The sequence below is a fragment of the Rathayibacter sp. AY1A3 genome, assembly GCF_002930975.1.
Taxonomy (GTDB): domain Bacteria; phylum Actinomycetota; class Actinomycetes; order Actinomycetales; family Microbacteriaceae; genus Rathayibacter.
Genome location: NZ_PSTO01000006.1, coordinates 87,406 through 107,905, shown reverse-complemented (window position 1 = coordinate 107,905; position 20,500 = coordinate 87,406). Strand labels below are relative to the sequence as shown.

The window sequence follows — 20,500 nt, the reverse complement described above, 5'->3', positions numbered from 1 at the left end:
GCAGCCCTCGCGCACCGACACCTTCATCCCGGCCACCGGCCGATGAGTCTTCAGGAGAAGCACATGACCACCTTCCGTCCCGGATTCCTCTGGGGAGCCTCCTCCGCCCCCCACCAGATCGAGGGCAACAACCTCGCCAGCGACTGGTGGACGAACGAAGGGCGCATGCCCGGCATGGAGCCCAGCGGCGACGCCGTCGACAGCTACCACCGCTACCGCGAGGACATGCAGCTGCTCGCCGACGCGGGGCTCGACTCCTACCGCTTCGGCATCGAGTGGGCGCGGATCGAACCCCGCGCCGGTCACGTCTCGCGCGCCGAGCTCGCCCACTACCGGCGGATGATCGACGCCGCCCTCGAGCTCGGCCTCACTCCGGTCATCACCCTCAACCACTTCACCATCCCCCAGTGGTTCGCGGAAGAGGGCGGCTGGGCCGGCGAGACCGCCCACGAGCGGTGGACCAGCTACATCGACACCGTCGTTCCGATCCTCACCGGCGTCGAGTGGATCATCACCTTCAACGAGCCGAACATGCTCTCGATGATGATCAACGCCCAGAAGATGTTCGCGAACGCCGATGCCGGCGACTGGGTCAGCCCCACCGTCGAGGACACCGCCGAGGAGGAGGAGAACACCGGGCGCGCCGCGAAGCTCCCCGACCCCGACCCGGACATCGGCCGCCGCCTCGCGGAGCTGCACCACGCCGTGCGAGACACACTCCGCGAGCGCACAGGAGCGAAGGTCGGCTGGAGCGTCGCCTGCCTGGCACTCACCGCCGCGCCCGGCGGAAACGAGGACGCCCTCGAGCGGGTCCGCTACGTCTGGGAGGACCTCTACCTCGAGGCCTCCCGCGAGGACGACTTCCTCGGCGTGCAGGCCTACTCCTCGCAGGCCGTCGACCAGAACGGCCTCGTCGCCCACCCGCCGCACCCCGACAACACGCTGTCGGGTGCGGCCTACCGTCCTGACGCGCTCGGCATCGCGGTGCGCCACGCCGCCGAGGTCGCAGGAGTCCCGATCCTGGTGACCGAGAACGGCATCGCGACCGCGGACGACTCCCGCCGCATCGACTACACCGAGGGCGCCCTCGCCGGTCTCGCGGACGCCGTCGCCGACGGCATCGACGTCCGCGGCTACCTGCACTGGAGCATCCTCGACAACTACGAGTGGGGCCACTGGGGACCGACCTTCGGACTCATCGCCGTCGACCGGACCACCTTCGTGCGCACCCCCAAGCCGAGCCTCGCCTGGCTCGGTCGGCGCGCCGCCGCCGAGAGGGACGCCTCTTGACGGCTGGGACTCGGCGCACGACCGCAGCCGACCGAGAGGACCTCGCGTCCGCCTCCGAGCTCTCACCCGGCACCGCCGGCATCGCCGTCGACGAGCGCCTCCCGAAGCGGGCGAAGCTGATCATCGGGCTGCTCCTGGCCTCGGCGTTCGTGGTGATCCTCAACGAGACGATCATGGGGGTGGCACTCCCGAGCCTCATCCGCGACCTCGGCATCACCGCCGCGACCGCCCAGTGGCTGACCACCGCCTACCTGCTGACGATGGCGATCATCATCCCCACCACGGGGCAGGTGCTCCAGCGGTTCGGCACGAAGTCGGTCTTCATCGCCGCGATGACGCTGTTCACCCTCGGCACCCTCCTCGCCGCGGTCGCTCCCGGCTTCGAGGTGCTGCTGGCCGGCCGCGTCGTCCAGGCCAGCGGCACGGCGCTGATGATCCCGCTGCTGATGACCACCGTGCTGACCTTCGTCCCGGCGTCCCGCCGCGGCCGGATGATGGGGCTCATCTCGATCGTGATCGCGGTAGCTCCGGCGGTCGGCCCGACCCTCTCGGGCCTGATCCTGAACTCGCTGTCCTGGCGGTGGCTGTTCATCGTCGTCCTCCCGATCGCGCTCGTCGCGCTGGTCCTCGGCGCGATCCTGATCACGGACGTCACGGAGACGAGCCGGAGCCGCTTCGACGTGCTCTCGATCCTGCTCGCGGCGGTCGGCTTCGGCGGCCTGATCTTCGGGCTCAGCAGTCTGGGGGAGGCCGCGGCCGGCGAGGTCCTGCTCCCGCCGGCGGTGCCCGTGGCCGTCGGGGCCCTCGCCCTCGTCGTCTTCGTGCTCCGCTCGCTGGCGCTGCAGAAGCGGGACAGGGCGCTGATGGACCTCCGCCCGTTCCTCTCGCGGGCGTTCTCGATCTCCACGCTCCTGGTCATCGTCAGCATGGCGACTCTGTTCGGGTCACTGATCCTGCTGCCGATCTACCTCCAGGACGTGCTCGGCCTCGACACCCTCCAGACCGGCCTGACGCTGCTCCCCGGTGGAGTCGCGATGGGCGTCGCCGCCCCGATCGTCGGCCGGCTCTTCGACCGGTTCGGGCCCAAGCCGCTGGTCACCCCCGGCGCCGTGCTCCTCAGCGCCTCGCTCTGGGGACTGACGACCGTGACCGAGACGACCGACGTCGCCCTGGTGATCGCGGTCCACGTCGCGCTCAACATCGGCCTCGGCTTCATGCTGACGCCGCTGCTCACCTCGGCTCTCGGGTCGCTCCCCACGAACCTGTACTCCCACGGGTCGGCGATCGTGAACACCCTCCAGCAGGTCGCCGGCGCCGCCGGCACGGCCCTGTTCATCACGCTGATGACCACCGGGATCGTCGCCGCGACGACCGCCGGGTCGGACGCCGTCGCCGCCCAGGTCTCCGGCGTGCATACGGCGTTCGTGTGGGGCGCGTGGATCTCCCTCGTCCCGGTGCTGCTGTCCCTCCTCGTCCCGCGCCCGGCCGCCGTCGACCGGAGCCTGATGCCCGCGCACTGAGCAGCGGCACACCCTCGGCGGCGTCCGCAAGGAACGTCGCCTCCCATTCGCAGAAGGAGAACGACATGGCACTCACGCCCACGACCACCGACCACGAGGCGCTCACTCCGCCGGAGGCCGAAGACGATACCGCCGCGACCGCCGCCCAGCGCTTCGCCGGAAAGACGATCATCGTCACCGGAGCCGGCTCCGGCATCGGACGGGCCACCGCCCGACGCATCCTCGCCGAGGGCGGCCGGGTGATCGCCGTCGACGTCGTCCCGGCGGGTATCGACGCGCTGGCCGAGGCCGCCGCCGAAGGCTCGGTCGTCACTGTCACCGCCGACATCACCTCGTCAGACGGCGTCACGTCGATCGTCGAAGCGGCGGGGCCGAGCATCGACGGCCTCGCGAACATCGCCGGGATCATGGACGGGATGACGCCGTTGCACGAGACGGACGACTCGCTCTGGCGCCGGGTCCTGGCCGTGAACGTGGACGGCACCTTCGCACTCAGCCGCGCCGTGCTGCCATCGATGCTGGAGCGGGGCCGCGGCTCGATCGTCAACATCGCCTCGGAGGCCGCCCTGCGCGGCAATGCGGCCGGAACCGCCTACACCGCGTCCAAGCATGCGGTCGTGGGCATCACAAAGAGCTCCGCGTTCCTCTACGGCCCCTCCGGTATCCGCACCAACGCGATCGCCCCCGGGCCCACCGCCACGGGCATCGAGGGATCCGCGGCCTCAGAGTTCGGAATCGGACGACTCGGCCCCTTCTTCGCGCTGATCCCGCCGATTGCAACGGCCGAGACCATGGCCGCTTCCATCACCTGGCTGCTGAGCGACGACTCCGCGAACGTCAACGGCGTCGTGCTCGCCTCCGACGGCGGCTGGTCGGTCCAGTGATGACGAACGCGACTGTCGGCGACCGCTCGAGGACCCCGGATGTGCGGGCGCGCGAGCTGCTCGCCCAGATGACCCTCGAGGAGAAGGCACAGCAGCTGACCTCCATCATGCCCATGGGGCTGATGGGGCTCGGCGGTCCGACGCCCCAGCAGCTCGAGGGCGAGCTGAGCATCGGCATCGGGCAGATCTCGATGTACTCGATGTTCAACCACCTCTTCCCCGCCGACCTGGCGCGTGTGGTCAACACGGTGCAGCGGTACCTCGTCGAGAACACGCGGCTGGGCATCCCCGCGATGTTCCACCTGGAAGCGCTGAACGGTCTCGTCGCAGCCGGCTTCACCACCTTCCCGACCGGCATTGCTCTGGCAGCGACCTGGAACCCGGCCGGAGTCCAGGAGATGGCGGGGATTCTCGCCCGTCAGATGCGCTCGATCGGTCACGGCCAGGCCCTCTCCCCGGTGATGGACGTCGCCCGCGACGCCCGCTGGGGACGGGTGCACGAGAGCTACGGCGAGGACCCCTGTCTCGTGTCCGAGATGAGCGTCGCGTTCACCCGGGGAATGCAGGGCTCCGACCTCACGAGCGGCGTCATCGCCACTGGCAAGCACTTCCTCGGGTTCGGAATGACCGACGGCGGCCAGCACATGGCCGCCACCGGCGTCGGCGGGCGCGAGATCCGAGAGGTTTACGCGCGACCGTTCGAAGCCGCGATCCGCGAAGCAGGTCTCGCGTCGGTGATGAACTCCTACTCCACCGTCGACGGGGTCCCGGTCGGAGCCAGCGGCTCGGTCCTCGAAGGGCTCCTTCGCGACGAGCTGGGCTTCAGCGGCACCGTCGTCTCCGACTACGGCACCATCGGCCACCTGTTCGACCGCCAAGGCGTCGCCACGAGCCTCAAAGATGCCGGGCGCCTCGCCCTCGAGGCGGGCCTCGACGTCGAGCTCCCCGACGCGAAGGGCTACGGCCCGACTCTCGTCGAGGCTGTCCGCGAGGGCCTGGTCGCCGAATCGCTGGTCGACCGCTCGGTCCTGCGCGTGCTGCGCGACAAGTTCGCACTGGGCCTCTTCGACAACCCGTACGTGGACGAGGACGAAGAGCGTCTCACTGCCATCGCGCACGAGGGCGGCGACCTCGCGCTGACCCTCGCCCGCCAGTCCGTCACGCTCCTGCGCAACGACGACGACCTCCTCCCTCTCGCGAAGACGACGATCCGGATCGCCGTCATCGGCCCCCACGCCGACGTCGTCGCCACGAGCTTCCCCGGCTACACCTACTTCGCCGCCCTTGCCATGTTCGGTGGCATCGTCGCCGGCGAGAAGACGAACATGGCCGGCGCAGAGGACGCAGAGGCCGCCGCGGCAGGAGAGATGGGCGATGTCCTGTCCGCACAGTCCGGCTCGCACCTTGACCACGGACTCGAGGAGTACGCCCGCACCGTCTACGGCGCGAGCTCGCTGGTCGAGGCCCTCCGCAATGCCGCCCCGGACGCCGAGATCGTCGGCGTCGCGGGAACCGGCGTCCTCGACTCGGAGCCGTCGGACCTCGCCGCCGCGGTGGCCGCGGCCGAGAACGCCGACGTCGTCGTGCTGGCACTAGGCGGTCGCCCTGGATGGTTCGGCGCGGCCATGACCGAGGGCGAGGGCAGTGACCGCGCTGACATCGACCTCCCGTCGGTCCAGGTCGAGCTCGCCCGCGCGATCGCCGCGACCGGCACTCCCACCGTCGGCGTGGTCTTCACCGGGCGCCCCTTCGCCCTCACTGAACTGGAAAAGGTCGTGCCGACGCTCCTCCACGTGCCCTACGGCGGACAGTCCGGCATGGCCGCGGTGGCCCAGGTCCTCGTCGGCGACGTCGACCCCGGCGGTCGGCTGCCCGTCAGCCTCCCACGGCACAGCGGCCAGGTGCCGGTGCACCAAGGTCAGCACCCCGGCTCCGGGTACCGGCGCACCGAGACGGATGCACACAAGGGCTACACCGACATGCCGTCGCGACCCCTGTACCCGTTCGGTCACGGAGTGAGCTACACCACGTTCGAGTACTCCGAGCTGCAGCTCGGCGCCGCCGCGATCAGCACCGACGGGACCGTCGAGGTCACGCTGACCGTCACCAACACGGGGACGAGGAACGGCTCGGACATCGTCCAGTTCTACGCCTCGCACCGAGCACGGGTGGTGACCCGACCAGCGCAGGAGTTGGTCGCCTTCGCGCGGGTCGAGCTCGAACCCGGCGAATCCGCCCAGGTCGAGGTCGCCTTCTCGACCGGCCAGCTGGCGTACCTCGGTCTCGACGGCACCTTCGTGTTCGAGGCGGGCGACATCGACCTCCTGGTCGGCGCGTCCTCCGACGACATCCGGCAACGCGCGACGGTGACCACGAGCGGCCCCACGGCCGACTGGTCGCATCAGCGCCCCCTCCTCGCGACCGTCGAGGTCACGCACCGCCCCTGAACTCAGCGCCCCGCCGACTACCGACGGCGACACCGTGACACACCGACCCGAATGTGAGATCCACCCGCATGACTGACACCACTGCACCCGCCCTGTCGACCCTCGGGCAGGACACCGCCCCCCTGCGCCTGCGCACTGGCCGGCCGACGACCGCGATCAGCCCGACCCTGTACGGCCTCTTCCTCGAGGACATCAACTTCGGCTGCGACGGCGGGCTCTCCGCCAACCTGGTCAACAACCACAGCTTCGAGGGCGTCTACCTCACCAACGGCACCCTGCCCTATGCGCCGCTCGACCTGATCCCGGACGGCGTGCGCGAGCGCTTGGCCGCCATGGCGCCGGAGGACCTGCCGCTCGAGGCGACCACCCCGGCCGGCCGGCACCTGGACCGGTTGCGGCACTGGCGCGTCACCGGCGGACGCCTGGAAGCCTCGCGGAGCGCCGCCGCCGCGCCGGGAGCCTCCTTCGCCCGACTGCGCCTGGACGAGGAGCAGGGCGTGCTCGAGAACCACGGCTACCCGGGCGGGCTGCCGGGCATGGCCTTCGACCCCGGACGTCCCATGCTGCTGAGCCTGTTGCTCCGCACCGCCGCGTTCGACGGGACGCTCGAAGCGCGTCTTGTCGCCGCCGACGGCACCGTCCTGGCGAGCGGAGCGCTGGAGCAGACCGCTCGCGGGTGGCAGGAGTGCCGCGTCCGGCTCGTCCCCGCCGGCACGGCGCTCGGATCGCTGCAGATCATCGCCACCGGAACGGGCACGGTCGATCTCGACGAGGTGCGCCTGGTGCACGAGGACCACTGGGGTGCGGGCGACCCGCGCTGGAGCCAGGGTCTGCTGCGCCGCGACCTCGTCGAGGCGCTCGCCGCGCTCGCCCCGCGCTTCCTCCGCTTCCCCGGAGGCTGCATCGTGGAGGGTTGCGGCGACGGCAGCCACTACGACTGGAAGAAGACGGTCGGCCCCCTCATCACCCGCCGCGCCGAGTACAACCTCTGGGGTCAGTCGCGCACCGACGGCGACTACAGCCAGAGCAACCAGATCGGCTTCTACGAGTACTTCCTGCTCTGCGAGGACCTCGGCATGGCGCCCATCCCCGTGGTGTGGGCCGGCGACAGCTGCCAGACCCGGCAGGACGAGCACCTGCCGCTGGAGAGCGCCGAGTTCGCCGCCGTGGTCCAGGACACCCTCGACCTGATCGAGTGGGCGACCGGTGACGCGACCACGAGCCACTGGGCCGCTCTCCGCGCAGCAGCCGGCCACCCTGAGCCGTTCCCGCTGCAGCACCTCGGCATCGGCAACGAGAACTTCGGCCCCGAGTACCTGGCCCACTTCCAGCGGATCAGGGACGCGGTGGACCGCGCGCACCCCGGGCTGACCGTCATCGTCAACGGCGGAGTGATCCGGCCGGGGGAGACCGCCGACCCCGCGTGGGAGATCTACGGCGAGGACGAGAGCGTCCTCGTCGACGAGCACTTCTACAACTCGCCGGCGTGGCTGTTCAACGCGACAGAGCGCTACGACTCCTACCCGCGCCGTGGTGCCCGCCTCTTCCTCGGCGAGTACGCCGCCTACCTCGGCTACGACCTCGGCGACCGCCACCCCGCTGTTCCGGAGAGCATGCTCGCGCCCGAGCCGAACACCTGGCTCAGCGCGCTGGCCGAGGCGGCCTTCCTCACCGGCGTGGAGCGCAACTCCGACCTCGTCGCGTTCAGCTGCTACGCCCCGCTGCTCAACCTCGTCGAGCACGGGCAGTGGCCGCACTGCCTGATCGACTTCAGCCCGAGCCGCGTCGTCCGCACCGCCAACTACCTCGTGCAGCAGCTGTTCACCACCCGCATCGGCGAGCACGTCGTGCCGCTCGAGGGCGCACTGCCCGAGGGTGTCTTCGCCTCCGCCAGCCTCGGCGAGGGAGTCCTGCACCTGAAGCTCGTCTCGATCGGCGCCGCCCCGGTCCCGCTCACCCTCGCGATCGAGGGGGCGCAGGACGGCACCACGATCGGCACCGTCCTCGGCGGTCCGCTCGAGGCCGTCAACCGACTCGCCTTCGAGGGCGAGCCGCGGATGGAGGTCGAACCGCGCGACATCGGCCTCGAGGTCCGCCGGGGTTCCGTCGAGCTCCTGCTGGAGCCGACCAGCGTGCTCGCCGTCTCGTTCGCCCTCACCACGGACAAGGACCTCTCATGAGCACGGTCGACGCCGCCCGCCTCGTAGGGAAGATGACCCTGGAGCAGAAGGTCGCCCAGCTCCGCGGCCTGTTCGCGACCGAGCTCTTCGTCGCCACGCCGGAGATCCAGGGGCTCGACCCCGCCCGCGTGGCGGTCGTCCGCCCGCACGGGGTCGGCCACATCTCCATGGCCTGGTTCCTCGCCGAGAAGGCTGACGAGCTGCGCTCACAGCTCGACGCGATCCAGGAGCACGTGCGCGAGGTGTCCCCGTTCGGGATCGGCGCGATGGTGCACTTCGAGGCGATCAACGGCGTCGTACACGACTCGGGCCCCCAGTTCCCGACGGCCTGGGCTCAGGCGGCCTCCTGGAACCCCGGGCTCATCCGCCGTGCCGCCGCGGTCAGCTCCGCGCTCACCGAGCAGATCGGCGGCCACGCCGTGTTCTCCCCGGTCATGGATCTGGCGCGCGATCCGCGCTGGGGCCGGGTGCACGAGACCTACGGCGAGGACACCGAACTCGTGTCGCAGTGCTCCGTGGCGTTCGTGCAGGGCATCCAGGGCGGCGACGGCGAGCGGCCGATCCTTGCGACGGGGAAGCACTTCCTCGGCTACGGCGCCTCCGAGGGCGGTCTCAACCAGGCCGTCACGCAGCTGGGTCGTCGAGCGCTCGTCGACGAGTACGCCGAGCCGTTCCGCCGCGCCATCGCTGAAGCCGACCTCGGGCTGGTGATGAACTCGTACAACGAGGTCGACGGAGTGCCCGCCGCCGCCAACAGGTGGATGCTGACCGACCTCCTGCGCGGAGAGCTCGGATTCCCCGGACCCGTCGTCAGCGACTACTCGTCGATCGCGATGCTGCGCACCGTCTATCACACCGCTCCGCGCGCCGGCGAGGCAGCCAGGCAGGCGCTCGCCGCCGGGCTCGACGCGGATCTCCCCGGAGGCGAGGAGTACGCGGCACTGGTCGAGGAGGTCGAGTCCGGACGCCTGGACGAGCGCGTCGTCGACATCGCGGTCGAGCGCACTCTCGTCGCGAAGGCGCGGGCCGGGCTCATTCCGGAGTTCCGTCGGCCGAGCAGCACTCCGGAGGTGGACCGAGAGGACGCCGCCGAGATCCGTCGGACCCTCGCCGATCAGTCCCTCGTCCTCCTCAGCAACGACGGCACGCTGCCCCTCTCCGAGGACCGGGCGAGGATCATGGTCGTCGGTCCTGCCGCCGACGAGCTCCGCATCCACTTCGGCGCCTACACGTCGGTGTCGAACATCGAGATGTTCCGCGGCTCGATGGCGCTCCGGGCCGGCGAGATCCCCGGGATCACGGCCGAGGAGGCCATCTTCACCGACATCTTTCAAGCGCGGATGCCGGGGATCGAGCCGACGTTCGAGGCGGCCGCAAAGCGGCTCCACCCGGACGCCCCGACGCTGCTCGAGGCCCTTCAGGCGCGGCGTCCCGACGTCGTCTTCGTCGGACTCGGCGATCTGAATCCGGAGGCCACCCCGCTCGACGAGGCCGCGGTGGTGGACGCCGTCCGCGATGCGGATGTCGTCATCGCCGCGCTCGGCGAGCGCACCGGCTGGGTGGGCAACAACACCGCCGGCGAGGGGCAGTCCACCAGCGAGCCCCGGCTCCCCGGGAACCAGGAGCAGCTCGTCGCACTCCTGGCAGGCACGGGAGTCCCCGTGGTCAGCGTGATCGTCACCGGAAGGCCTCTGCTGCTCACGGACCTCGTGGAGCAGTCGAGCGCCGTCCTCCTCGCCCCGCTGCTCGGTGAGGAGGGCGGGGAGGCGGTCGCCCGCGCGTTGTTCGGCGAGAGGAACCCGAGCGGAAAGCTGCCCAGCTCCTTCCCGCGCTCGATCGGGCAGATCCCGATCTACCACGGGCACCACTTCGGCAGCGGCTACGACCACCCGACCGGCATCCGTCACGGCTACAACGACCTCGCCTCGCAGAGTCCGCTGTTCGCCTTCGGGCACGGGCTGTCCTACACCGAGTTCGACCTCACCTCCGAAGCGTCCGAGCCGACCGTGCAGCCCGACGGCAGGCTGGCACTGACGGTCACGGTCCGCAACACCGGGTCCCGAGCCGGCGACACCGTGGTCCAGCTCTACGCCCGCGACGAGGAGGCATCGGTCGTGCGCCCCGTGCGCCAGCTCATCGCCTTCGAAAGAGTCGGACTCGACGTCGGCGAGGAGACGACGATCGAGCTCTCGGCTCCGGTCGCGCGGCTCGCCTTCTCCGGTCTCGATGGCCGGCGCGTCATCGAGGCCGGACGCGTGACCCTGACCGTGGGCTTCGCCTCGGACGACATCCGTGCGACCTCCGAGGTGGAGATCATCGGTTCCTCCGGCGTCGTCTGAGAAGGAATCCCGGCGGGGAGGGAGCTCGTGCCTTCTCCCCGCCCGCAGGCCGAAGCCGACCCCTACCCGCGACTCGCCCGAACTCGGAGGAATGACGACCATGACAACTCCTGACAGCGGTCCTCTCGGACCCGACGCCGGCGTGGTCTCGTACCGCCGTCTCCCGATGACGGCGATCCGACGTGCGCCGTACCTCGATCTGGACGGGCGCTGGTCCTTCCAGCTCCTCCCGTCCTGGGACGCCGGCCCGGGCGATGCATGGGAGGAGGTCTCGGTGCCGGAGCTGTGGACGATGCGCGAGGCGAGCGACCCTCCGCACTACACGAACATCCCGATGCCGTTCGATCTGGTTCCCCCGCACGTCCCCAGCGCGAATCCGACCGGTGTGTACCGCCGGTCGTTCGAGCTGAGTGGAATCGGGGATGACCATGTCGTACTGCACGTGGGTGCGGCAGAGGGGTACCTGCAGGTCCGCGTGAACGGAGAGCCGGTAGGGGAGAGCACTGATTCGCACCTCGCCGCCGAGTTCGACATCACCGCGGAGATGCAGGAGGGCGTGAACGAGCTCGAGCTGCGCGTCGCGAAGTGGTCCGTGTTCAGCTACCTGGAGGACCAGGATCAGTGGTGGCAGTCGGGCCTGAGCCGTTCGGTGCAGCTCCACAGGCTCCCACGAGTACGGCTCCAGGATGTGACGGTCGTCGCGGACCACGACCCCGGCACCGGACTCAGCTCCGCCAGGATCGTCGCCACAGTCAGCGGTGCGGAGCAGAGCTTCGAGAGAACGCACTCCGTGCGAGCGGTTCTCGCGGGAAGGTCTGTCGAGCGCCCCGTCGGTGCGCGCCGGACGGCGCAGACCATCCCCTTGAGCTCACCGGACCGGAGTCGGCCCCCGGCGGCGCAGATCCCCGACGGGATCATGGACCTGATGAGCCTGCACGCCGCCGGGGCGACGCTGTCACCCGAGGCTGCGGCCGGCGCCGCCGCCTCCCACGCGGCGATGCACCCTGCCGAACGCCCCGGCGCCGCGATCATCGAACTGGCCGATCTCGCTGTCCAGCCGTGGTCGGCGGAGACACCCCACCTCGAGAGCCTCCTCGTGGAACTCCTCGACCGCGACGGCGCCGTCGTAGATCGCACTGAGATCCGCACGGGCTTCCGCCGAGTGGAGATCGTCGGGCGGGACCTGCTGGTGAACGGCCGCCGGATCTGGATCCAGGGGGTCAACCGCCATGACTTCCACCCGGAGACCGGTCGCGTCCTCACTCGCGAGGACCACCTCGCCGATCTGTCGCTGCTCAAGCGCTTCAACGTCAACGCCGTGCGCACCTCGCACTACCCGAACGACCCGGTGCTCCTGGACCTCTGCGACGAGCTCGGCCTCTACGTCTTCGACGAGGCCGACATCGAAGGCCACGCGTTCGCCGACCAGCTCTGCGACGACCACCGCTACCTCGAGGCGTTCGTCGACCGCGTCTCCCGCATGGTGATCCGCGACAAGAACCACCCCTCGGTGATCGCCTGGTCGCTGGGCAACGAGACCGGCTACGGCGCCAACCACGATGCGGCTGCCGGCTGGGTGCGCGGATACGACCCCACCCGTCCGCTGCACTACGAGGGGGCGATCTCGGCCGACTGGCACGGCGGACGCGCCGCCACCGACATCGTCTGCCCCATGTACCCGCCCGTCTCCGCCCTCGAGGCCTTCTCCGCGCATGCGGAAGCGGACCGGCCCCTGATCATGTGCGAGTACGCCTACTCGCAGGGCAACTCCACTGGAGGCCTGGCCGACTACTGGCGCTCGATCGAATCGCTCCCCGGCGTGCAGGGTGGATTCATCTGGGAGTTCAAGGACCATGCGCTCGACCGCGACCGCGACGGCCACTACCGGTACGGGGGCGACTTCGGCGACGAGCCGAACGACGGACCGATCGTGCTCAACGGCGTCGTCTTCGCCGACGGCACACCGAAGCCCGCGCTCTACGAAGCCCGCGGTCTCTTCAGCCCGGTGCGGATCGTCTCGTCGATGCAGGAGGCGCTCGAGGGGACCGTGCGCCTCCTGAACCGCTGGACGTTCACCGATCTGTCCTCGTTCCGATTCGCGCTCGCCGTCGAGTCGACGGAGGGGCCGACGGAGCGGTTCTCGGTGCCGGTCCACGCCGGCACGGGGGAGACGGCGAGCGTCGAGGTACCCCGGGCGCTGCGCGACAGACTCGGCTCCCACGACGCGCTCGCTCTCACGCTCGACGTCCTGACCGCTGAGGGCACCGTGTGGGCTCCGGCGGGAACCGTCCTGGCTCAGCACCAGCTGACGACGCCGGCGCGGACCACTCGCGGCTCGGCCCACCGTGCGTCCTCGGGTCGTCCGGTCGGCGCCGACGGACGGCTCGCGCATCCCCTGCTGGCCGTTCCGCCGCGACTGAACCTGTGGCGCGCGCTCGTCGACAACGACACGTCCTTCTTCCTCGACCAGCGCTTCGTCCGGACCGGCTTCTTCGAGCTGACCCGGGAGTCCGCGTCGGTCGACGACGAGCCGGACGGCGCCGTCCTGATCCGCAACCACTACCGCACGGCCTTCGGCGACGAGGTCCTTCACTCCCAGCGGATCCTCCAGGTCTCGAGCGACGAGTTCGAGTTCGCCGAGACCGTCCAGCTGCCCGCGGGCACCGTGGACGGGCTGCGCGTCGGGGTCGAGTTCGAGCTGGTCGGCGCCTTCGACGACCTGGAGTGGGTGGGGCTCGGACCGTGGGAGAACTATCCCGATCGCCGAGCCTCCGCGCTGCTCGGCCGATGGGGCTCGAGCATCGACGACGCAGCGGTGCCCTACGTGCTCCCGCAGGAGAACGGCGGACGCGGCGACGTCCGGTCGATGCGCCTCACCGGCCCGGCCGGAGTCGTGACCACGACGCACGACTCGCCTCTCCATCTGACGGTCGGTCGCCACACCGTCCAGGAGCTCGAGGCGGCCGCGCACTGGTGGGAGCTGCCGGAGAGCCGCCGCACCATCGTGCAGCTCGACATCGCGCACCGAGGCCTGGGCACCGCCCAGCTCGGACCGGACACGCGGCCGGAGTTCCGACTGACCGACCATGAGTACCGGTGGTCCTGGTGCTTGCGACTGGTGACAGCCGCCGACTCGTAACCACTCGGACACCCGGGAGCCCCTCCCCACAGGAGCGGCCCCTCGATGCTCGTTCTTCATCCACCCCCTCATCCCACTTTCTAGGAGCACCTCATGGCAGCACGATTCCCGATCCCGTCGACTCTCTCGCCCGAAGCGCAGGCGGTCCTCGCAGCGGTTCACGAGCAACCCGCGCTGCCCACCCCCGCCCCGTCCGACGCCGAGGGCTGGGCGTACCTCGAAGCGCTTGCCGCGTCGACGGTCCCCGAGGTCCTGGAGACGATGGCCATGGCCACCGTCGGAGCGGTGCCGTCCGACGAGCAGGTCGACCTCGTCGAGCGCACCGTCGGAGACGCGACGTTCATCGTCGCCACGCCCCGATCCTCGGACCGGGACGACCGCCGAGTGCTGCTGAACATGCACGGCGGAGGCTTCACCTTCGGCGGCGGCGCGACCGCGCGTCGGTCGACCCAGCTGGTGGCGGGGAACATGGGCCTGACCACCTGGGGGATGGACTACCGGCAGCTTCCGCACCACCCTTTCCCCGCCGGGCTCGACGACTGCACGGCCGTCTACCGTCTCCTCCTCGAGGACCACGCGCCGGAGGACATCGTCGTCATGGGGCAGTCGGGCGGTGCGAATCTCGCAGCCGCTCTGGTCCTGCGCGCACGAGCGGAAGGCCTTCCCACACCCGCCGGTCTCGCCCTCGTCTCACCGCCGACGGACTTCACCTTCCGCGGAGAGAGCTGGTACACGAACGCCGAGGGCACGACCGCCGAGAGCTTCGCCAACATGCTCGCTCTGTACAAGGGCGAGTACCCGGCGGAGCACCCGTACATCTCGCCGCTCTTCGGCGACTACGACGACAGCTTCCCCCCGACGATCATCACCTCCGGCACTCGCGACATGCTCCTCTCCGACGCCGTTCGCCTCCACAGGAAGCTTGTGAAAGCCGGCGTGACGACGGAACTGCACGTCTGGGAAGGTGCTCCGCACGGCTTCTTCATGGGGCGCGCCCCCGAGGACCACGAGCACGTCCTCCAGGTCCGTACGTTCCTGCGCGCCCGACTCCGATGAGCGACCAGTTCGCCCCGCAGGCTGCCGCTCTGGCAGAGGACGAACAACTGGTGTCGGATTCGCGACAAACGAGGGCATTTCGACGAGAGGAGGATGCGACCTTTACGTCTGCGTCGGCGCGTTCCACGGGTCCGACCTGATCGCGCCGCACGCCGCGATCTCTCGTGCGTCGCAGCAGGCTCGCGGCGAATTTACTCGACGAGCCCTAGCGACCTGACCTGGCAGAGACTGAGACGACCGACGTCGAGCGACTGGCTCGAGCCACGGCCGCTCTCGTCGACCTCCGCCCTGGACCAGTCGCCGGGAGGCTCTCCTGGTCGGTCACATCAGCGCCGGAGTCGCTCGTCTCAAGCGCCAACGATCCGGACGACGTCCGATCCTGGACTTTATTGTCACGTGTCGGCTAGCATCCAGTGTCGCGTGTCACTAACTCGCCGGAGGACCCCGAACCCCGGTGATCGAAGGCAGCAACACCCACACCATGACAAGGGAGTCAACGAATGAAGGTTGCGTCAGCACTCAAGGCGGTGGCGGTCACTGCCGCCGTCGCGATCGCACTGGCGGGCTGCACCGCCGGCGGATCCCCGGAAGGATCGAGCGGCGCGGAGCAGACTCTGCACCTGTCGCAGGGCGGAACTCCGTCGAACTTCACAGTCGGGCAGTGGGGCGGCAGTGAGAACCTGCTCTCCACAGCGGTCTACGACACGCTCGTCACGATGGACACTGACGGCACGCTGATCCCTGGGATGGCCGAGTCGTGGGAGTACGACGACAGCCGCACCAAGCTGACGTTCGACATCCGCAGCGGCATGACGTTCACCGACGGCGAGAAGGCCGACGCCGAAGCCGTCGTGGCCTCACTCGAAGCCCTCAGGGTGGGGACGGTGAGCCAGGCCGCGTGGGCGCGAGTCTCCTCGGTGGAGGCCCCGGACGATTCGACCGTCGTCGTCAACCTCTCGGCTCCGGACGCCGCGTTCCTCCCCGCTCTGACCAACTCGAACGGCGCCATCGGTGCTCCCGAAGCTCTGACCGCCGAGAGCTCCCAGCTGGAGCCCGTCGGTTCCGGACCGTACATCCTCAACACCGAGAAGACGGTGGCGGGCTCGAAGTACGTCCTTGACCGGAACCCGGACAACTGGAACGTCGCCGCCTACCCCTTCGAGCACCTCGAGGTCTCCATCCTGGCCGACCCCACGGCTCAGCAGAACTCACTCCGCTCGGGTCAGCTCGACGTACTGCCCTCGGCCGACGATGTCGAGCAGTACCCCGCGGCCCAGTTCGACACCGGAGAGAACAAGCCGACCTCCCTCGCCGTCCTGTGGCTCTCCGACCGCGCGGGGACGATCGTGCCCGCCCTGGCGGACGTGCGCGTCCGCCAGGCGATCAACCTCGCGTTGGACCGCGACACGATCGCATCGAAGCTCATCGGCAACGGATCCACGGCAACCAATCAGGTCGTCAGCGACATCGACTCCGCCTTCTCAGAAGACCTCCTCGATGTCGCGTCGTACGACCTCGACAAGGCGAAGTCGCTGATGGCCGAGGCGGGTTACGCGGACGGGTTCGCCGTCACCATGCCGAGCACCCCCTACTCGGCCCAGTACGACTCGATCATCAGCCAGTCCATGTCGGACATCGGCATCACGGTCAACTACGAGTCCGTCGCGCTGACCGACTTCTTCACGAAGGTGTTCACGAAGAACTACGCGATGTACTTCATGTACAACGGAATGGCGTCCAACAACGCCGTCGACGTCAAGACCTCGCTCGGCGGCATCTTCGACCCCTTCGGCACCGCCACGCCCGAGCTCACTCAGTTGATCGCCACGGCGGACGCTGCCCCCGACGACGAGCAGGGCGCTGCCTGGGGGGACGTGAACGCGTACCTGGTGAACAACTTCTGGAACGCGCCGCTCAACCAGGTCAACGGTTCCTGGGTCGCCTCGAAGAAGGTCACGTACACCGCTCCCACGCAGTACAACCTCAACCTGCTGCCCTACGCGCCGGCCGGCGAGTAGCACTCATTCCGATCGAGTGGTGCGGGAGGTCCTCCCCGCACCACTCCGGGAGTCATCATGCTGACATATCTGCTGCGTCGCCTCCGCGACGGGCTCATCCTCATCTTCATCGTGACGGGCATCACGTTCTTCATGACCTACGGCGCGAACCTGCCGGTCGCGTACAACATCCTCGGCCCCTCGGCGACGCCCGAGCAGATCGCGCAGCTGAACGGTCAGCTCGGTCTCGATCGCCCCGTGCTCGAGCAGTACTGGAACTGGCTCTCCGGAGTCTTCCGAGGAGATCTCGGCACCTCGTACTTCACGAGCGAGCCGGTGGTCGCATCCCTCTCGACGCGGCTGCCGGTCACCCTCTCCGTCGTCCTCGTCGCGTCGGTCCTCGTGATCCTGCTGAGCACGCTCCTCGGAGTGGTCTCCGCGGCTCGAGGCGGGATCGTGGACACGATCCTCCAGGGGATCTCCACGATCGCGTTCGTCTTCCCGGGGATCGTCCTCGCGATCGTGTTCGTCTACGTGTTCGCCATCCAGCTGGCATGGGTGCCGGCGGTGGGATTCACTCCGCTCGCCGAGTCGCCGTCCGCCTGGTTCGCGTCCATCGCGCTCCCCTCCCTTCTGCTCGCGATCGGCGGAGTCGCGTCCCTCGGCGCCCAGATCCGTGGAGCGATGGCCGACCAGCTCGAGCGGGACTACGTCCGGACCCTCCGGACCCGAGGCGTCTCGGAGCGGAAGATCCTCCTCAAGCACGCGCTCCGCAACGCAGCCGCCCCGGGGCTCACCGTCTTCTCGCTCGAGTTCATCGGCATGTTCGGAGGCGCGCTCTTCATCGAGAAGGTCTTCGCGCTCCCGGGCTTCGGAACCTTCGGATACCAGTCGTCGATCCAGGGTGACCTCCCCGCGATGATGGGCGTCGCGCTCTTCGCCGTCGGACTCCTCGTCATCGTCAATCTCGTCGTCGACATCCTCAACGGATGGCTCAATCCCAAGGTGAGGACCCAGTGACCACCGCAGCCGACCTCGCAACCGTTCTACCCGACACGTCCGGCCCCCGACGCCCGGCGGGGGCGTTCATCCGCCTTCTGCGCAAGCCGATGGGGGTCATCCCGCTCCTCATCCTGGTCGTGCTGATCGTCCTCGCGATCCTGGCCCCCGTGCTCAGCACCCACTCGCCCGCCTACGCCTCCCTCGAGCAGATCAACGCCCCCGTGGGCACACCGGGGTGGCCTCTCGGCGCCGACCAGTACGGTCGCGACATCTGGGCGCGAGCACTCAGCTCTTTGCAGGTGTCGTTCATCTCCGCGCTCCTCGGTGCAGGCATCGCCGTCGTGGTCGGGACGACCTTCGGCCTCATCGCCGGATACGTCGGCAAGCGGACCGATGCGGCGTCGTCCTGGGTCTTCAACCTCGTCATGAGCTTTCCCGGGATCGTTCTGCTCATCGTGCTGTTCCCGGTCACCGGTGGCACCTATCAGGCGACGATGTTCGTCTTCGGCTTCCTGCTGTCGCCCGGCATCTTCCGGCTCGTCCGCAACCTCGTCCAGGGCGTGCGCAACGAGCTGTACGTCGATGCGGCGCGCGTCGCCGGTCTGTCGAACCGCAGGATCCTGACGCGCCACGTCCTCTACGTGGTGCGCGGTCCGATCGTCATCGCCCTCGCCTTCCTCGCCTCAGCGGCGATCGGTGTGCAGGCGGGCCTCGCCTTCCTCGGCTTCGGCGCGGTCAGCCAGCCGAGCTTCGGGGGCATGACCTCGGACGCCTTCGTCAACATCTACGTCGCCCCCGAGCAGCTCCTGTGGTCCGCCGGCTTCCTGGCCCTTCTCAACGGCTCACTCGTCCTGCTGGCCAACGCCTACCGCGACGTCCTCTCCGCTCCGCAGGCGAAGGCCAAGCGCAAGCGCGTCAAGACGGGGGAGGCCGTCGTCGAGAAGGCGAAGGCACCCGCGTCCGACACCCCGCCGACGCACGGTCTGCTCTCGGTGCGGGGACTGCGCGTGAGCTATCCGCAGTCGGACGGGAGCAGGAAGGACGTCGTCCGGGGCGTCTCCCTCGACGTCGCGCCCGGCGAGATCGTCGGACTCGTCGGCGAATCGGGCTCGGGCAAGACGCAGACGGCCTTCTCGATCCTCGGTGTCCTCCCCAAGCAGGCCACCGTCGTCGCGGACGCCCTCGAGCTCGCGGGAGAGTCGTTGCTGAGCAAGGACTCGAAGGAGATGCGCCGGCTCAGACGCGGCGTGATCTCCTACATCCCGCAGGAGCCGATGTCCAACCTGGACCCGTCGTTCACCGTCGGCAATCAGCTGATCGCCGGTATCTCCGCCGGCATGTCGCGCAAGGAGGCGAAGGACACGATCATCGGTCTGCTCGCCCGGGTGGGCATCGCCGATCCCGAGCGGACCTACAACTCCTATCCGCACCAGATCTCCGGCGGCATGGCGCAGCGTGCCCTGATCGCCGGCGCGGTGGCCTCGCGTCCCAAGCTCCTCATCGCCGACGAGCCCACGACGGCGCTCGACGTCACCGTGCAGGCCGAGATCTTGGATCTCCTGCGTGATCTGCAGGCCGAGTACGGCATGGGCGTGCTCCTCGTCACTCACAACTTCGGAGTCGTCGCGGACCTCTGCGACCGCGTGATCGTGATGCGGGAGGGCGAGCTCGTCGAGTCCGGGGGCGTGCGGGAGATGTTCCACCACCCGCAGCACCCGTACACCCAGCAGCTCATCGGGGCGATTCTCGACGAGGACACCGTTCGCACCGATCCTCCGCGCGTTCAGACGGAGACCACAGGGAGCACAGAATGAACCCACTGCTCACGGTCGAGGATCTTCGACTGCGCTACCCGGGCCGAGGTTTCCGGTCCCAGGCCACTGAGGTGCTCAAAGGCATCTCACTGGAGATCGCCGCTGGAGAGACGCTCGGCCTCGTCGGCGAGTCGGGATCCGGCAAGACGACACTCGGCCGCGCGATCCTCGGCCTGGCGAAGCCGACGGGGGGCAGGATCGCCTTCGACGGCAGGGACATCACCAGCCTCGACGCCGCTGGGCGGCGTGGTCTGGCCACGGACGTGCAGGTGATCTTCCAGGACCCGTACACGTCGCTCAACCCGACGCTGCGCATCGACGACATCCTCAGCGAGCCCCTGATCGGGCAGGGAGTCGACCCCAAGGAAGCCCGCGCCTCGGTCGGTGGACTCCTGGCCCGCGTGGGGCTGCCCGCGGATGCTGCGTACCGCTACCCGAGGGAATTCAGTGGAGGGCAGCGCCAGCGCGTCGCCATCGCGCGGGCACTGGCGCTGAAGCCGCGACTCGTCATCTGCGACGAACCCGTCTCGGCTCTCGATCTGACGACACAGGCCCTCGTCCTCGATCTGATGATCGAGCTGCAGCGCAGCACCGGCGTCGCCTATCTGTTCATCACCCACGACCTCTCGGTGGTGCGCCACATCAGTCACCGTGTCGCGGTGCTCTACAAGGGCGAGATCGTCGAGACCGGACCGGTCGCCGAGGTGACGGACACACCGCAGAACGACTACACGCGTCGCCTGGTGCTGGCCGCGCCGACGGCCGACCCGGACCGACAAAGAGAGCGCCGCGAGGCGCGCCGACGACTGGCTGCGGAGATCCGATGACCGAA

General features: G+C 69.3%; 12 protein-coding genes. All 12 read left to right on the top strand.

The genetic code is table 11. From position 1 onward, the window contains the following. The first annotated feature begins 63 nt into the window (after positions 1-63). The 12 genes from C5C10_RS04630 (at position 64) to C5C10_RS04575 (ending at position 20,495) form a co-directional block, all read left to right on the top strand. Positions 64-1,290, top strand: coding sequence for a family 1 glycosylhydrolase (locus C5C10_RS04630; protein WP_104328660.1), 1,227 nt, complete (start codon positions 64-66; stop codon positions 1,288-1,290). After that, positions 1,287-2,810: an MDR family MFS transporter gene (locus C5C10_RS04625; RefSeq protein ID WP_104328659.1), complete on the top strand. Its 1,524-nt coding sequence runs from the start codon at positions 1,287-1,289 to the stop codon at positions 2,808-2,810. The genes C5C10_RS04630 and C5C10_RS04625 overlap by 4 nt, the downstream gene beginning before the upstream one ends. 65 nt (positions 2,811-2,875) lie before the next feature. Next, on the top strand, positions 2,876-3,694 hold the full coding sequence (locus C5C10_RS04620) for an SDR family NAD(P)-dependent oxidoreductase (RefSeq protein WP_104328658.1): 819 nt from the start codon (positions 2,876-2,878) through the stop codon (positions 3,692-3,694). Continuing rightward, a complete protein-coding gene (locus C5C10_RS04615; RefSeq protein ID WP_104328657.1) occupies positions 3,694-6,141 on the top strand; it encodes a beta-glucosidase in 2,448 nt (815 codons plus the stop codon). The genes C5C10_RS04620 and C5C10_RS04615 overlap by 1 nt, the downstream gene beginning before the upstream one ends. A 68-nt stretch (positions 6,142-6,209) precedes the next feature. Next, the gene (locus C5C10_RS04610) at positions 6,210-8,321 is read left to right on the top strand and encodes an alpha-L-arabinofuranosidase C-terminal domain-containing protein (protein WP_104328656.1); all 2,112 of its coding nucleotides are present in this window, start codon (positions 6,210-6,212) and stop codon (positions 8,319-8,321) included. After that, the gene (locus tag C5C10_RS04605) at positions 8,318-10,660 is read left to right on the top strand and encodes a glycoside hydrolase family 3 N-terminal domain-containing protein (RefSeq protein WP_104328655.1); all 2,343 of its coding nucleotides are present in this window, start codon (positions 8,318-8,320) and stop codon (positions 10,658-10,660) included. The genes C5C10_RS04610 and C5C10_RS04605 overlap by 4 nt, the downstream gene beginning before the upstream one ends. Positions 10,661-10,760: 100 nt before the next feature. Next, positions 10,761-13,799 (top strand): glycoside hydrolase family 2 TIM barrel-domain containing protein, encoded by a 3,039-nt coding sequence (locus C5C10_RS04600; protein ID WP_104328654.1) that lies wholly within the window; start codon positions 10,761-10,763, stop codon positions 13,797-13,799. A gap of 93 nt (positions 13,800-13,892) precedes the next feature. Further along, on the top strand, positions 13,893-14,855 hold the full coding sequence (locus tag C5C10_RS04595; RefSeq protein WP_104328653.1) for an alpha/beta hydrolase fold domain-containing protein: 963 nt from the start codon (positions 13,893-13,895) through the stop codon (positions 14,853-14,855). Between the two features lie 500 nt (positions 14,856-15,355). After that, positions 15,356-16,873, top strand: a complete 1,518-nt coding sequence (locus C5C10_RS04590) for an ABC transporter substrate-binding protein (RefSeq protein ID WP_104328652.1) — start codon at positions 15,356-15,358, stop codon at positions 16,871-16,873. Positions 16,874-16,930: 57 nt separating this feature from the next. Continuing rightward, complete coding sequence (locus C5C10_RS04585; RefSeq protein WP_104328651.1) at positions 16,931-17,872, top strand: ABC transporter permease; 942 nt, start codon at positions 16,931-16,933, stop codon at positions 17,870-17,872. Continuing rightward, on the top strand, positions 17,869-19,668 hold the full coding sequence (locus C5C10_RS04580; protein WP_258060411.1) for a dipeptide/oligopeptide/nickel ABC transporter permease/ATP-binding protein: 1,800 nt from the start codon (positions 17,869-17,871) through the stop codon (positions 19,666-19,668). The genes C5C10_RS04585 and C5C10_RS04580 overlap by 4 nt, the downstream gene beginning before the upstream one ends. Continuing rightward, complete coding sequence (locus C5C10_RS04575) at positions 19,665-20,495, top strand: ATP-binding cassette domain-containing protein (protein WP_104328650.1); 831 nt, start codon at positions 19,665-19,667, stop codon at positions 20,493-20,495. The genes C5C10_RS04580 and C5C10_RS04575 overlap by 4 nt, the downstream gene beginning before the upstream one ends. Positions 20,496-20,500 lie beyond the last annotated feature (5 nt).

What these genes read in the sequence shown, in the direction of transcription:
- C5C10_RS04600 (WP_104328654.1), top strand. Translation starts at nt 10,761, where the DNA reads ATGACAACTCCTGACAGCGGTCCTCTCGGACCCGACGCCGGCGTGGTC.
- C5C10_RS04610 (WP_104328656.1), top strand. Translation starts at nt 6,210, where the DNA reads ATGACTGACACCACTGCACCCGCCCTGTCGACCCTCGGGCAGGACACC.
- C5C10_RS04615 (WP_104328657.1), top strand. Translation starts at nt 3,694, where the DNA reads ATGACGAACGCGACTGTCGGCGACCGCTCGAGGACCCCGGATGTGCGG.
- C5C10_RS04630 (WP_104328660.1), top strand. Translation starts at nt 64, where the DNA reads ATGACCACCTTCCGTCCCGGATTCCTCTGGGGAGCCTCCTCCGCCCCC.
- C5C10_RS04595 (WP_104328653.1), top strand. Translation starts at nt 13,893, where the DNA reads ATGGCAGCACGATTCCCGATCCCGTCGACTCTCTCGCCCGAAGCGCAG.
- C5C10_RS04605 (WP_104328655.1), top strand. Translation starts at nt 8,318, where the DNA reads ATGAGCACGGTCGACGCCGCCCGCCTCGTAGGGAAGATGACCCTGGAG.
- C5C10_RS04585 (WP_104328651.1), top strand. Translation starts at nt 16,931, where the DNA reads ATGCTGACATATCTGCTGCGTCGCCTCCGCGACGGGCTCATCCTCATC.
- C5C10_RS04590 (WP_104328652.1), top strand. Translation starts at nt 15,356, where the DNA reads ATGAAGGTTGCGTCAGCACTCAAGGCGGTGGCGGTCACTGCCGCCGTC.
- C5C10_RS04575 (WP_104328650.1), top strand. Translation starts at nt 19,665, where the DNA reads ATGAACCCACTGCTCACGGTCGAGGATCTTCGACTGCGCTACCCGGGC.
- C5C10_RS04620 (WP_104328658.1), top strand. Translation starts at nt 2,876, where the DNA reads ATGGCACTCACGCCCACGACCACCGACCACGAGGCGCTCACTCCGCCG.